Origin of the sequence: Nocardia terpenica (genome assembly GCF_013186535.1) — a bacterium.
GTDB classification, from domain to species: domain Bacteria; phylum Actinomycetota; class Actinomycetes; order Mycobacteriales; family Mycobacteriaceae; genus Nocardia; species Nocardia terpenica.
This window is the reverse complement of the sequence record NZ_JABMCZ010000002.1, coordinates 1881723-1896338: the sequence shown is the minus strand read 5'-3', so window position 1 is coordinate 1896338 and position 14616 is coordinate 1881723. Positions and strand designations below refer to the sequence as shown.

Here is a 14616-nt window from a genome sequence, read left to right as displayed (position 1 = left end):
TCACCTGGTCCTTACGGTTCCGCGGGCTTTCTCGTCCAGTCCCTGGGCGCGGGTCTTCGCGAGTGCCTGCTCCTGTTGTTCGCGCTGGAGCGCCAACCATTGCTGATACTCCGGAGAGTTGACGAGATGCTGCCAATACTCCTGGGGACAGTCGAGTTCGCGCGCCATGGCTTCACGGACGTCGGTCGCCGTAATGACTACCTTGATCGCCGGCGAGGGCGCTTCCGCGCGCTTCACCATGCTCAGTAGCTGGCCGAGTTGCCGTTCGGCGGAACGCCATTCGATGGTGACCGGTTCCGGTGTCGGGAGGCGCTCCGGCTCACGGACCTGCTCCTGTCCTATTTCGAGTACCGGCGTTCGCACTTCGTTCGAAGGCTCGCGAATCTGCCGCAATTCCTCGCCGAATTGACGTGCCGCATTGCGCGTCTGGAGGATCTCCAGCTCGCGTTCCAGTATCGACTGCCGAAGCGGCGCCAACTCCCGTTCGCGGGCCGACTCGCGCTCCATGAACTGCTCACGCTCGCGCTCACGCAGGAGGTCGAGCTCCTGCTCGCGCGCAACCTCGTGTTCGTGCCTCTGCATCAACTGTCGTTCCTGCTCGACAAGCCGCGCTATGTCGCGCTCCAGGGTCCCGATCCCGTCTCGATCTACTCCGCGTGTCTTGTCACCCTCTGGTTCACGAACCGGCAGGTGCGCGAGCTCGGTGGCGGGGGAACGCTCGGGTCCACGGGTCGTCGACTGTTCAGGTTCGTGGACTTGCGGGCGTTCGAATTCGTTGACCGGAGCGTGTTCTGGCTCCCGGACGTCGGCCCGCTCGGGTCCACGACTCGTGGAATGCACGGTCTTCTCGTGCTCTCGTGAGCGGGTCGCAGCGGCATCCGTTGCTCTAGCAAGTTCACGCTCGTACTTCTTTCGTAGGGCGCGTGTCCTCTCGAGTTCCTCTTGACGGGCGGCTTGGCGCTCACGGGCTTGCTGCCGCTCGTGTTCGCGTTCTTGTTCACGTTCTCGTTCATGGGCAGCGTCACGGGTACGCTGTTCATCGATCTCGCGTTCCCGCTTCCGGGCCAGCTCCTGCTGTTGCACCAGTTCGTGCTCACGCTTTTCGGCAAGCTCTCGTACGCGAGTCGACTCGAGTTCGTGAGTTCGGCTCTGCTGCTCGTGATCTGGTCCGGCTGTATGGTCGTGTTGTGGCCCGCCGCCTGCCGATTCTGGTTCGATGGTGAGGATGACATCCGGCGGCCCGGCGATTGCCACTCGGTGCGTGAGTGTGCCGGCGGCGTCGCCGTCGTACATTTCACGGACCCGGGCGACCACGCGTGGATCGATGCCCTGCCGGAACAGTCGGTCCGCAATCTCACGGATGGCTCGAGTGTCGGCACGTATTTGCTGTTCACGACGGGCGAATTCGGCCGGGCTGAACTCGCCCGCGGCGGCCGCACGTTGTGCGGCGTCGAGGGATCGCCGCTCCATGGCGTCGATCTCGCCGTACGCTTCTTTCTTCTGCCGCACCACTTCTCGGCCCAGCTCGATCGCATCCTCCGGGGTTTCCGCGCGCAGATGTCCATCCTGTGTCCCGGCCGCCAAATCCCGATGAACCGCATGAATGCTTTCACCGGTCTCATGCATCCGCTCGATCCGATACAACTCCCATTCCGGGGACCGGCTACGAACGAGGCGCGGTTCCTTATCGGGGCCGAGGTCCAGCATCGTCAGGTGCTCGGTATGGTCTCCATGGCCGACAGTCACCGTCACGCTGTCATGCGCCTCCCGCCATGCCGTGTACGTTTCCGGGTCGATGCCCGCGCGGGTGTGATCGCGTACACGCCCACGAAGGTCTTGTGCGATGGCCTCGACCGATCGCGCATGGTCGAGCCTTGCCGCGTGCAACTGCTCCTCGGTGGGTTCGAAGTTGCCTTTCCACTCGAATTGCGCAGTCTCGGAGACGGATCGCTCGAGCGATGACTGGACCTGTCGGCGGATTGCTGCCATCTGTGGCAGCAACGGCTCACCCTCCTCCAAGGCGGCGTCGTAGTCGGTCACCGTCTCATCGTGGGAGTGCTCCGACAGAGCTTCGAGCTTCCGCACAATATCGGGCGGATATGTGCCGTCGCGCAGCTCACGATCGATCAGGGCGAGTTCGCGCTCTTCGGAATGGGTCGGCACCAGTCGCTTGCCGCGTTCGGAACCCAGATCGAGCACCGTGACCTGTTCTGTCACATCCGCACGCTCGATACGGAACCCGACGGCTGGGGCGTCACGGCCCCACGCAACATACATCTCGGGATCGATCCCTATGCGCACGCTTTCGTTGATGCGTGAGCGCAGGTGCAGGATCGCGCTTTGCACCTCACGCTCATTGATACGGGCGGCAAGTGTTCCGGGCGTAGAGCGACCGGGATCCAGCCATCGGTCGGCTGCTCGATTCAGTTCGGAACCGAGGTGGCGGCGGATCGCGTCGACCTCCGGCGGCAGTACCCCCGCAGCGGCCGCCGAGTCGAGTTCCTCGGCGATCTGCTTGTCCAGCAGGGCTTTTCGCCCAAGAGCCATGGCCTGCTCGCGATCTTCGGCGGTAAGCGTCACGACCTCGCGGTTCGGTTCGCTCAGCGAGTCCAAGATGATGGATGGGTGCCTACCGGCTGAGAGTTGTTGTCCGATATGGGCGAGCCGGTGTTCCCGGGCATCTACAGGCACCAGTAGCGGCTCATGGCCAGAACCCATGTCCAGCAGTCGCACCCGCGGCAGTCGTTCATTGTAGTTGCCGCGATGGTCGTCGGACTTCAGCTGGATCGTCACCCCCGACTCGGCCTGTCGCCATGCGTCGTAGATCCGGGGTGCGAGGCCCGGCTCGGTCAGCTGCGCGATTGTGTTTCGCAGCTGTGTCGCGTCATCTCGTATGTCGTCGGCCAGTTTCTGTTCGTATTCTCGGAGTTCGTTTCTCCGGGGTTTGATGCCCTGTTCGGAGAAGCGATCGCGAACCCGCTCGGGCACCGCATCGAGGTGCCGAGCAGTCGACCGGGCCAGGTCGGCAAACAACTGCCCACGCACTTCCTCGACTCTAGAGGAGTCTTCGACGATCCGTACGCCGAGTTCCAAGGCATGCTCCGGGTCATCCGCAGCAATGTGCCCCTGGGCCTCGTCCGGACGACCGGTCATGAACCCGAGCTCGGCGTGCAGCTTCGCGGGATCCATATCGTTGCGGGCCTCGCGTGCAACGACAGCGACTGCATGTTCCAGCGATCGCAGCGGGACCAGTAGTGGGTCTTCGGTAGGGCCGCGGTCGATGAACATCATTGTAGTGGGGAGCCCGTCTTCATCCGGAATCCGCACGGCCAGCTTCATTCCGTCGCGATACCAGGCGTCGGCGATCGCAGGATCGAATCTGGGATCGGTCACGATTTGGGTCACGAATTCTTGAAGGCTTCGCTTGCCGGTTTCCAGCCTTGCGATCTCTGAATTCAAGTGATTCCTGACAGCGCGTCCCGCAGCCCCGGGAAGGAACCGCTTCACATCAGCTTCCTCCTCGAGGTGCCGAATCTGCCGGGCAACCGACTCGTCGAGGGCCTTGTTTACCTGTCGCCCGATCTCTGCCCGGTCACGAACTCCCGAGGAGTTCTCCGGTACATCCAATTCGATGTCACGCGCGGTTGAATGCTGATTATCGGCTTCGACGGGGATATCGTGCGCAGCGCCACCCGAGTCCGGGGTCGGTTTCGGCGTCGGACCGTTGGGGCCGGACCTCGGTACGGGCCCGTCGGGCTCGGGTCCAGAGTCGTCGGGGCCTCGCTCGGTATCAGGTGGAAACTCGTCGGGGAGCCCCTTCTTCGTAGCATCCCAATAAATCTCGCTGAAACGACGCTGGAGCTCGATCCGGAGTGCCCTTTCCTCCGGCCCCATAGCGCGGTGGTCTCGATCTGCCAACGTTTCGAAGTCTCGACGAACCTGATATAGGGCGTGTTCGTAGTATGCAACGTCATCGATATGACTGAGATGCAGCCGGAGCTCCGCAATATGGCCGTTCGACATGCGAATATTCAGTTGCAGATCACGATAACCGGACGGCAGCGGCGTCGCAAATCGGTCATCGAACGAAACGATATCAATGCGCGGATCATTCGCAATCAATTCGAGAGCGCGATAGACATCCTCGACTCTGTCGAACTCAATTTTAGCGCCGACCAGGTCGGTGAGGCGAGAGGCGTCACCTTTGTATTTCCTCAGGATCTTGGCCCAGGCCCGTTCGCGATCCTTCGGAATGGGGCGTCCTTCTTGTTCACCATTGGCCTCCCCGGCTATATCACGGGCGATATTGTTCAATGCCTCCTGAGTTCCTGGCCAGGCGGCGTACTGCCTATCCAGGAACTCACGACCGTAGACAAGGTCGTTCCTTCTGGTCTGGTCCCATCCGGGTTGGCGTTGATCCATGATGTCCACATCGCTCACAGCATCGTGGACAGCCTGCGATATCATCCGCTGTTCGGTCGTGAGCGGCGTCGGTTCGACATGAACCGGATCTGCCAATATGGACTCCGGACCGCGCTCGGCGACCGAATGCGCTGCCTCGGACAGAATCGGTATCGAATCCGGCCTCTCCAGCAGTGAATGCAGCGCCTTCGGCTGCTCGAGAAGCGAGTGCTCCAGATAAGGATTGTCCCGCATCAACTGCACCAAGCCCGGATGCTCGGGCAGTTGGCTGCGCACGGCTTCTCCGATCGGTCCCCCGGCCTCGGTGACGACACCGCGCTCATCTGCTCGTCGTAGTGCATCAGTGACGCGCGATTCGTTCAGGTAGCGTTCCGCGTCACCGCGACCGGAAGCTCCGGGAGCAGGGGGCTCCGCAGAATGCGCGACGACTGATTGATTATGGTCGGAGTGGTCGGATACGGCCTCTACTCCTCCCAGGTCCCCTCGTCCGGCCAGGTCCCGTCCTGGCTGCTGTGCATCTCCGCCCAGGAGACCACGTTCGCCGCCATGTGTGCTGTCGGCTGGTACGTGAGAGTGCTCTTGTTGATGGTCAGGCGATACTCGGTGTTCTCCCCCGGCGGTTCGGTCTGGGATCGGATCCGGACGTCGTAGTCGATCGTCTCCGAGTCCTCCCGCGTGCGCTGGATGCTCAGCCGCGCCTGGGGCGGATACACCTGCCGCCCCGTCGGGGGGCGTCCGGTCTGTTTCGCCTCGCGGTGGTCGTCCGCGATCATTGTCGAGCTCCAGCTCGGGTACTCGGTGACTACTCCGGTCTCCGAGTCGATCACCAGGTTCGTCAGACCGACCGCCTGTCCCGCTGTGGTCTGCTCCGGGGTGAGGATCGGCTGGACCAGCCAGCCGGTCTCGAACGGGTAGAGGTGGAACCGGCGGTCGGGGTTGAAGATTCGGGCCAGGTACTGCTCCACTTGCTCCCTGGTGCGGTATTCCGCCATGGGCGCCTCCTTCGTCTGCGGGGATGGGTGTGTACCACAGGCCGGTGGATCCGTGCGCCAACTGTGCCGGTGGGTGGTCGGACGTGGTGCCGGCCTGGGGATCCCACCACACCGGCCCCGTGGCGTCGTGCGGGTACACGATGACAGTGGCGTGCGAGCCCGCTGTCCTGGGGGTTCCGTCGGCGTTGAACAGCGGTTGCCCGGTCCGTGGATCGTGAGCGTGCCATTCGTTGACGACCAGTGCCGACGATCCGGGCCCCATATTGCTGATCAATTCGTGCAGCCGCGCGAACTGTTCCGGTATCGGGCGTCCGCTGGTGTCCTGGTGCAGGCCGTCGCCGATCCACCGTGCGGCGCGATCGAGGCCGCTGGCTTCGCCGCTATGGGTGTCGATCGTGCGGTCCGGCAATCTGTCCGGCCATCGGGGCGCGGAAACCTGGGGTCTCCCGAGGAACGACGCCAATGCCGACAGCGCGCAGTCCAGGCAGTTGTTGCTACGGCCCTGAACACCGATCCCGCCGTCGTTGATCAACTGTCCGTAGTCGTTGCTGCGGGGATCCGCCCCGACCAGGAACCGATCGCCGTCGCGCAGGGAGTCCTCGACCGCGGCCTGATACTCGGCCCGCTCCACGCCTTGTAGTTCGTTCTTGCCGAATTTCCGTAGCTCGGACGGGTTTTCGATACCGGCACCGGTGTTCGCATGCGTGATGTCGTTGCTGAGCTGCCGGATCTCGGCCGGGTTCAGCCCGGGGCCGTGGCCCGATTCCAGGCCGAGCTGATGGCGGAGTCGTTCGGCGGCGAGGTCGGGTTGGGTGTTCGGATGCCAATTGGCTGGGTTGCGGAGGTCGTCGCTGACGTTGATATGCAGGTGTGCCGTGTTCGGGTCGGGGGTGTGGACGAGATCGATCAGGACGCGGTCACCCGACAGCAGGCGCTGGCCGTGATTGAAGGCCAGATCGGTGGCCAATTGCGTGTTCTCCCAGAGGCGCTGGACCTCGTGTGGGGGGATATGGCGGTCGACGGCGACGTGGGTGCGGATACGGATGACGGTGATCGGGCCGCCGTGGGCATTCGGATAGCGACGCACATCGTAGGCGGGACGCGCGTTTCGGCCGCGGCCGTGGGCGACCTCGGTGACATGCCCGTTCTCGGGCATCTGCTGCCGATAGGACTCACGCAGTTGGCGAGCGTCGATCGCCTGCTGCATCTCCGGTGAGCGCACCGCATGACGTGGGTCGGCGGGATGCGGTCGGCCGTGCCGTGGATCGTGCAGGCCGCCAACCGAATCCCCGCGACGGGGACGACTGGGTCCCGGTTCGGGACGGTGTTCGGGTGATGGTGCGGGGGTGTGCGGGCGTTCGTGTGGTGGTGGGGCGGGTGGTTGTTCCCGGGGCGGGACCGCCTGCCGCTGGTGTGACTGTACCGGTTGATGGGGCGGTACCGATTCGTGTGGTGCGGGAGTCACATTCGGTCGAGGCTGATGCCATACGGGGGTGATCGGCTGTTGGGGAGCGAGACGGTTGGCTTGCGGTGAAGTCGCCTCGGATGTGTGCTGTGTCGGCGAATACGGTTCTGCCCGAGGGTGATCCGATACGGGATCGCGGTGCTGCTGCATCGGTGCCGGTGCGGGCCGGGGCTGCGCATGCCGCGGGGTCGCGGACTCGTGGGTCGGGGCGTGCGGTGGCGCCGATTCCGGGGCTGTGTGCGACGGCCCCGGTTCCTCCTGCGGCCTCGGCGGCTCGGACTCGGGCGCGCGGTACAGCCATGGTTGGTACGGGTGAGATTCGGGCGCCTGCAAGGATTCCCGAACCTGCGGCCGGTTGTCGGGGTGTACCGATTCCGTGTGCTGTGGCGGGTTGTCTGGGCGGGGTGCGGGTGCGTGTTCGGTTGCCGGGCGATCATTGTCGACTCGATCGGGCGGGCCTTGGCGGTGCTGGACGTGTTCGTCGGCGGACCGGCTGTGCGCTTGCGCGGGGACGTCGTGGGTGGCGGTGAAGCGTGGGTTGTCCAGGTGGGCGAAGCGCGGGTTGTAGATGGGTTCGCCGACTGTGACCGACACCGGGTTGCCGTGGGCGTCGACGATGATCTCTCGTGGCCAGATGCGGTAGATGGTGTCGCCGGAGATTCCGCCGGGTGCCAGGACTTCGGCTTCATAGTGGGTGCCCTCGTTGTACCGCCGATGGGCCGTGGCGTCGTGGAAGGTGGCGTCCACGTCGATGCCGTGCGCGTGATACAGCTCGTGCATGTAGCGGATCTGCCGGAAGGTGCCGTCGGGCAACCGTTCCAGCTTTCCCTCGGCGGCGAGCCGGTCCAGATCGTCGGCCGCGATATTACGTTCCCGGGCAATGGTGCGCTCCGGGCTCTTCGACAGTGACACGAAACCGTCCGCGTGGCCGCGTCCCGTGTCACCGACATGCGCGCTGATGCTGAGATTGCTCGGGTCACGGGGCGCGAAGCCGGGGCCGAAGATCTCCGGACCACGAGAATCCATCCGGAACAATGCGTTTCTGGCATCCAGGAACGCGTCTGCGGCGCTGTGATCGCGCCAGACCGGCGACAGGCCGTCACCGTCGTAATTGACCACCATCTTTGTGAGGTCGGTCGGTGTCACCGCGCTGGCGAGCGCGTCACCAGACATGGACCGACTCAGATGGGCGGGCAATTCACTGTCGGGACAACCGGCTTCGAAAGCGTCCGGTTCCATGTTCGCGTAGCGCCGCGGGTTTCGAGGGTTATCGATCTTGTGCGCCACTACCTCGGTGAGATACCGCGGATCGAGCTGTTCGGGCGTCTCCAGCAGCGTGGGCCGCTCGAAGACATAATGCCGCCCGAGAACCAGTGATCCGTCCTGAATTCCGCGGACCACGTCATCGAACGACACGCCGCGTTTGGCGGCGTACTCGCCGATAATTTTCTGATCGCCGTAGCTCAGCTCGAGCGGTTCCGCACCCGGCTCGTGCGGCACGGACAGTCGTTCCAGGCCGGGGGCGGCGGAGTGTGGATCGCTGCCCGAGGGCGCATTTTCTCGCGTTCGGTCCACAGCGTGGTCTGCGCTGTCGGCCGGAAGTTCGCGTTCTGCGGTTGATTCGTGCGGGCGATGGTGTTCAGGTTCGTGATCGTCAGGACGTGGTCGAGGCTGTTCCTGGCCTTTGCGGGGTGATCCGTTGTCTCGTTCGGGGCGTTTCTGATTCGGTTGCGAGGCATCGGAACGTCCACGAGGGCTGTCGGGTGGTCCCGCCGTCTCGTGCGGCGACCGAGCGGCCAAGCCGTGCGGACTCGCGACGGGGACACCGGCGATGATCGGGCCGGGGGCCTGCGTCCTGCTGTCGGTACCTCCGGAGGGGCGATCGGTGGACAGCGATGCGGTGGCTTCGGGAGCGTGGGGCGTCGTGTTGGTGTCGCGGGCGCCTGGTGCCGGATGACGGTCCGGCACTTCGGCGCCAGTTGGCGTTCGAGGGATTTCGGGACTCCGCGGCGACACCGGGCCACGGTCGGTCGGCGCGTGCGGTACAGAGTCGAGACGATGCGGCGGGCCAGATGTATCGCGTGGGGATGGTGTTGCCGAGTCCGGCACGTCTGCCCGGCTCGGCCGAGGAATATCGGTGGCGCGCTGGGGCGCAACGGTCCGATCAGAGGGCGGAGCCTGTGTGTCGGGGCGAGCTGCGAGATCTGGACGCTGAGGGATGTCGGCGAGTGGGCGAGTAGTACTCGGTGGTGCCGGTCGATCTCCCGCCAGGGCAGGCATCGGGCGATCCGTTGCAGGGCCAGTGCCCTTCGGCGGCACGGACTCCGGTGCTTGCACCGCAGTTCGGTCCGGGGTGTGAGCGAGCGGCGCCTGCCCTGCAGAGGCGTGATCAACCGCCGCTGGTCCACCGGCGGGTGCGGCATGGGAGTTGGCCGGATTATCGGTGACGTGGCCGCCGCCGGTCGAATTCGGTGAGGGCGCAACCGAATCGGTGTGGCCGGTGCCCGCGGTGGATGTCGCGGCACGGGTGCCGTCGACGGCCGGTGCGGCTGCGGCGGCCGGTGCGGTACTCACCTCCGGGCGCGGCGCATCAGCGGGTACCGCTGTGTCGGCGCGAGTGGCTGTCGTCGAGGTGGTCGGAGGTTGCTCGGTATGGGCCGATGCTGGAGCGTCGTGGGAGTGTGTGCCCCCGGTGTCGGCCGCGGGCGCGGTGTCGGTGTGCGAGGAGGTTTCGGGATGGGGCGCTTGGTGGGGTTTGGCGATGAAGCCACCACCGGCCCCGTCGTGGATGCTGCCGAAATCGACAGGCCCCCCGGTGAGGGCAGCCGAGGACACCGACGCGGCAGCGTTACCGGCGAGATTGCCCGGAATCGCACTCGCCCCGCTGGTCAGATAGGACGCGAGCTTGCCCGGTTCGTGCTCGATACCCAGCTTGTCGGCCAGACCGCCGGTGACCTTGCTACCCGCGGCCTCGATACCCTGGCTGACCGGTCCGGCGACCGCGCCCGCGACGGCCCCCGACGCCGCCGACTGCCACACCGAATTCCCATCGATACCATCCCGATGGCCCTCGGCCACCTGAATCCCCTGCGCGGCCACATCCGTGCCCGCACCCAACCCGGCACCGATCACCGCCTGCTTACCGACATTCACGACCAGACTCGACGCCGCGTTGGTCCCCAGCTTCTCGGCCACCCCGAGACCGACACGCTCAGCGAGGAACGACGCACCCTTCAGAGCGAGCTTATCGATCAACTCCTGCACCGTCTTACGGACAAACAGCTTCACCGCAGCCGCAGCCGCAGCATCAACGGCCTCCCCCACGACCGGGATGAACGCCATCGCCAGCATCGACGCCACCGAAATGTAGATCGATAGCTTGGCGTATTCGATATCGGTGGCGCCGTGTTCGAGCTGTTTGGCGAAATTGTCACAGGTGTCGATGAACCTCTGCAGCTCGCTCCCGTCCCCGCCCGCCACCTCCTGCCAATACGACGACATCGCGTCGTGGGTCCGACCCTCGATCGACGACAACGCGGCTTCCATCGCCTGATCGGCAGGCCGCTGCAATTCCCGCAACGCTGTCGCCATATTCGACCAATGCCCGGCCGCCCGGCGCATGGCGTCCTCGTCGCCTTCGGGCCAGTGGCCGATGAGGAAATCCTCCAGCCAGCCCCCAACACCTGGCAGGTGCGGAAACCACAGCGTCACGCGAGCATCCCCCTCCGACTACACCCGGCGGATCCGGTCGGCGTTGTCCCGATCCTGGGTTTGCAGCGCGTCGGCGGTCCCGGTGATCTTGTCGCCGGTCGCTTTCACTTTCTCCGACAGCCCGGTCAACGCGGCAAGGAAGTCCTTCACATTGCCCGGACCCTCGGTCTGCGGATAGGTTTTCTCGAACTGCTGCCCCGGCTTATCGCCACCCCAGCAACGCTTCTCGGAATCGAGTCCGGCTCGCAGCGTCGCCAGGGCCGAGGCCACGTCCTCACCCAGCTGGGCGAACTGCGGTGAGACCGCACGCAGCCGATCCGGATCGGCCCACAGATTGCTCACAGTCGTACTCCCTCACCAGGATTCGGCCCCGTTCACTGCTCTTCGACGCACCGGTGTGGCCGATGGTTCCAGCGAATCCGGTTCCGGTTCAGTGCGATCGCTGCGGCGGCTCACCCGGCTGCTCGGACAGCTGCGCCCGCAAATCTCGCAGATTCGGTGCGCCCGGAATGATTTCGCCGAGGTCGGGCATCGTCTCCACGATCGCCGTAATAGGCGCCAGAACCTGCTCACGCGCCTTGGCCGCCGCCTCGGCCCCGCCCCGAATCGCGGCATTGATGTCCTCGGTCAAACCCCGTGGAGTACTGCGGCGGAAAGCGTCTTCGGCGATGGTGATTTCGGTGACCGCTCCGGACGAGTCCACCGTCACCCGCGCCAGATCGTTCGGCGATGTCGCATGCACCCTCATCGCCGCAAGCGTGCGCTGGACCTCACCCACCTGGCCCATCTCACGATCGAAATCGGCCTGGATCGCATCCAACTCCGAACGCAAACGCACATTAGCCGAACGGATCTGATCCCGCTCCCAGTCATCCATATCAGTCACCTTGGTCGGATTCCGCAGCGGCACCGGTGCGTTCGGCCTCACACCACTCGCGCCACCACGCCACCAGCTGTGAACCTGGCATCTCGATATAGGAGTGGCCGCTACCCGGATTGAACAGCACCCACGACCCCGCCAGCGGACATACCTGCTCGAGCACGTCCATACCTGAAACCGTCCGCCGCAGCCACGGATTCACATCCTTGGGCAACCTACCCACCGAGGTATACACCTCCAGGACAGTGTCTTCGCCGCGGTAGAGCAGCGGCCAGCCCCGCTGCCCCTGCGGATCATCCTCAGGTAAGACGATGTGGAGTTCGCTGCGGCCGAACGCGTCGACAAATCGGCCGATATTGTTGAAGCCGTACTCCAGCCGCCAGATCACCAGTTCGAACTCGCTGGCGAGGTCTCGACGGGCATATTGCGGGGTCGGCACGAATTCGGGGTTCAGCCAGCGCTCGGCGAATCCACCCTTGTCGTCGGCCAGCCAGCCACCGATGACGTTGGCCTGCTGCAGTGCCGACTTGTCGGCTCTGGGGTCGGTGAAATACTGCCACTTGCCCGGATTCGCGCGGGCCCAGACGAAGTCCTCGTCCGCTGGCTCGGGCAGGACCGGCATGTAAGCGCCGGGATAGTCGGAAATATGTAGCTCTTCACGCTGCGCTCGCTGGTTGAAATGCACTACCGCATCCTGCCGTTGTTTCGAACCACGACGGCCTCCGTGAGCTGCCCGACCGGACCAGCCCAGAACCCCGCCTCTCACACCGAATACCTTGCCGTGCAGGCACAATGACCATACCCGCCGGCGTAGCCTACTGATCGCTACCTCAGCCACGACCTCGGGGGACCATTGCCTTGCTCCCCGGCCTCATCCTCCTCCGTCCAATCCGACGGCAGCCCTTGCTGCGCCTGCTGCAGCTTGCCGCCGTACTCCTGCACGTACTGTCGGGGATCGGTCACACCGACCCCTCCCCCGCGGCCGCGATCCGCGCCCGATTGTCCTGCTCGGTAGACACACTCGCGGTCACCGCCTGCCGCAACGCCCCCACCGTCGCACTCGACGCCTCCGACCACGACTGCAACATCGCAACGATCCCGTCAACACCCGCCGCCAGCCTCTGCCCCTGCTCCCGATAATCCTGACCAGCATGCCCCGCCTCGAACCCGGCACCCGCGATCCGCGTCGCATGCCCCCGCGTCGCCTCGGCAGCCGGTTCGATCGTCTGCGCCATCGCCAACACCGACTCCGGAACGAAGAACACTCCCCCTCCTCAACTCAGATCTTGTCCGCAGAGCCGCCCCAGGAGAGACGGGTCAGATCACCCGATCATTACAGAAACACCAGCACACACACCACCGCGGAGCCATATAGATGGCTATACCGTTGGCACACAGCCTGTTCAGCTGACACGTTGCGATGTGGTCTGCAGATCTACGCGCGAGACCGTTGATGTCCGCTCGACCGACGGTGAACCGGAACAGCAACGAAGACGACTGATGCAGGGCCGACTTTCAGCGAATCGGTACATGATCGATGCGTCGCGGTTACTGGATGTCCCCTGTACTTCAGATGGTTTCGAACCGTACGTCCGCCACATACAGAGTTCGCGTCCGGAGACGGACACGCGGCAGGCGGTTGTCAACTGCCCCCGGTTCTCGCAGTGCCTCACCGATCATCCGTTTCATTCATCGAAAGGAGAGCTTCGAATTCGGCCACGGCAGCCGCGTAGATACGGTCCAGATCACCACGCAGCCGCGCGGCAGCGGCCTGCCATCCGGCGTAGACACCGCCGAATACCTGCGCCGGGGCACCCCTCCAGTCCTGCCGCGCTTGCGTCAACAGAGCGTCGGCGTGATCGAACTGCTCAACGACGACTGCCCGCAACTCGACAAGGACGACCGTTGCCTCCGCGAGCCGCCGCGGATACCCACCCGCACCGGCATTGCCGGAGCCGGGCTCGTCATTGCGGGTCCTCGGATAGATTCGGGTACGGGGGTGCGTCGCGACATGCCGCGGCGCGCGGCGGCGGCATAGGCGTCCGCTCATCGACGCACTGGCAACCGACCGGAGCAGCTCACCCAGCTTGTACAGACCTACAGACCCTGGACACATCCCAAACCGTGACGGTAAATGGCGTCCCATTCACTCCCGAAGTCGGCGGCAGGTTCTCGCCACTCGGCCACGAGGGCAGAGATCATAGTGTCCGATATCCTTGTGAAGCGGCAGCTCGTAGCTTCATAGCTGCCGGGTTGCCCCTGTGGTCCTCAGCAGCACCATGACGTTGTCGGTCACCAGTTCTCGTCTGTTTCGCGTAGTCGCTGCAGAACGCGGTCGATCCAGGCGGTGAACAAGGTGGTGAGGTCAGCGGTGGTGGCCGGGCGCATCGTCAGGTGCTCGCGGGTGCGCTGTTGCAGATAGCGACCATCACCGGCGATGTCGAGCCATTGCGCGGTGTACCAGGGGTCAGGGCGACTGTGAATGGGACCGGTCAGCAGACCTGCGACACCGCCGCCGTCAGTGGGGCGTTCGGCGAGTCGTTCAAATCGTTCGCGGGCACTCGTGCGGCTGTATCCGTGGTTGTCGGTACGTTGCCGGAGATCTTCGATATTAAAGGTTTCCGGGCTGGCGGTGCCGGAGGGGAACGACGGCAGGACGCGCGCCAGGCGGGGCGCCAGGTGTTCGGGCCGGAATAGTCGGCAGCGGATACGACCGTGGGTGCCGTCGGCGGCGGTTTGGGTGAGCATGACCGCGTGGTACGGGGTGCGGGCGCCGACAATGCGGTATTCGCGTGGTGTGCCTTTGCCGAGGGTTGTTGATTCACCGAGGATTTCGATGCGGAGCTGGGAGGTCGTGAGAGTGTGGAAAGCAAGATTGATGCGTTCGGATTCTTCGGTGTCGTATCGGTCGCGTACCGCGATGCGGTGGGCAGCAACCTCGTCGTTCGTGGGGAGCCTGCTGGTGTAGGCCAAGGGCCGGGGGAAGCGGTCGTTCGCGTCGCTGTACCACAGGGCCGCGAAATCATCCGTTTCCCAATCCCATTCGGCCATACAGAAGGTTCCCATCGTGCGAAGAGTGAAGCCAGCTCTCCGCCCGGTTGTCATTGGCGGAGGTCGGCAGGTACGTCAGGGGAGCGGAAGCCGGG

At 64.7% G+C, this 14616-nt stretch carries 8 protein-coding genes and 1 pseudogene; all 9 read right to left on the bottom strand.

Features of this window, described 5'->3' with window-relative positions:
• The 9 genes and pseudogenes from HPY32_RS46935 to HPY32_RS20560 all read right to left on the bottom strand — a co-directional run bounded on the left by HPY32_RS46935 (nucleotide 1) and on the right by HPY32_RS20560 (nucleotide 14536).
• Nucleotides 1–4422: a RelA/SpoT-related domain-containing protein gene (locus tag HPY32_RS46935; RefSeq protein ID WP_507236498.1), complete on the bottom strand. Its 4422-nt coding sequence runs from the start codon at nucleotides 4420–4422 to the stop codon at nucleotides 1–3.
• Between the two features lie 464 nt (nucleotides 4423–4886).
• Nucleotides 4887–5414 carry an SUKH-4 family immunity protein gene (locus tag HPY32_RS46930; protein WP_067578873.1) on the bottom strand — a complete coding sequence of 176 codons (528 nt, stop codon included), beginning with the start codon at nucleotides 5412–5414 and terminating at the stop codon, nucleotides 4887–4889.
• Between the two features lie 97 nt (nucleotides 5415–5511).
• A pseudogene (locus HPY32_RS46925) lies at nucleotides 5512–10590 on the bottom strand (toxin glutamine deamidase domain-containing protein); the annotation flags it as partial.
• A gap of 18 nt (nucleotides 10591–10608) precedes the next feature.
• Nucleotides 10609–10932 carry a WXG100 family type VII secretion target gene (locus HPY32_RS20585; RefSeq protein ID WP_067578878.1) on the bottom strand — a complete coding sequence of 108 codons (324 nt, stop codon included), beginning with the start codon at nucleotides 10930–10932 and terminating at the stop codon, nucleotides 10609–10611.
• Nucleotides 10933–11020: 88 nt separating this feature from the next.
• Nucleotides 11021–11467, bottom strand: a complete 447-nt coding sequence (locus tag HPY32_RS20580) for a YbaB/EbfC family nucleoid-associated protein (protein WP_067578880.1) — start codon at nucleotides 11465–11467, stop codon at nucleotides 11021–11023.
• A gap of 1 nt (nucleotide 11468) precedes the next feature.
• Entirely contained in the window at nucleotides 11469–12155 is a 687-nt protein-coding gene (locus HPY32_RS20575) for a hypothetical protein (RefSeq protein ID WP_156673921.1), read from the bottom strand.
• Nucleotides 12156–12429: 274 nt separating this feature from the next.
• Nucleotides 12430–12735 carry a hypothetical protein gene (locus tag HPY32_RS20570; RefSeq protein ID WP_156673922.1) on the bottom strand — a complete coding sequence of 102 codons (306 nt, stop codon included), beginning with the start codon at nucleotides 12733–12735 and terminating at the stop codon, nucleotides 12430–12432.
• 404 nt (nucleotides 12736–13139) lie between these two features.
• Entirely contained in the window at nucleotides 13140–13520 is a 381-nt protein-coding gene (locus tag HPY32_RS20565) for a hypothetical protein (RefSeq protein ID WP_156673923.1), read from the bottom strand.
• A gap of 242 nt (nucleotides 13521–13762) precedes the next feature.
• The gene (locus HPY32_RS20560) at nucleotides 13763–14536 is read right to left on the bottom strand and encodes an ESX secretion-associated protein EspG (protein ID WP_231951337.1); all 774 of its coding nucleotides are present in this window, start codon (nucleotides 14534–14536) and stop codon (nucleotides 13763–13765) included.
• Nucleotides 14537–14616: the final 80 nt, after the last annotated feature.

Excerpts from the sequence above, each read along its gene's own strand:
- HPY32_RS46935 (WP_507236498.1), bottom strand. The coding sequence starts at position 4,422 with ATGGATCAACGCCAACCCGGATGGGACCAGACCAGAAGGAACGACCTT.
- HPY32_RS46930 (WP_067578873.1), bottom strand. The coding sequence starts at position 5,414 with ATGGCGGAATACCGCACCAGGGAGCAAGTGGAGCAGTACCTGGCCCGA.
- HPY32_RS20580 (WP_067578880.1), bottom strand. The coding sequence starts at position 11,467 with ATGGATGACTGGGAGCGGGATCAGATCCGTTCGGCTAATGTGCGTTTG.
- HPY32_RS20565 (WP_156673923.1), bottom strand. The coding sequence starts at position 13,520 with ATGAGCGGACGCCTATGCCGCCGCCGCGCGCCGCGGCATGTCGCGACG.
- HPY32_RS20560 (WP_231951337.1), bottom strand. The coding sequence starts at position 14,536 with ATGGGAACCTTCTGTATGGCCGAATGGGATTGGGAAACGGATGATTTC.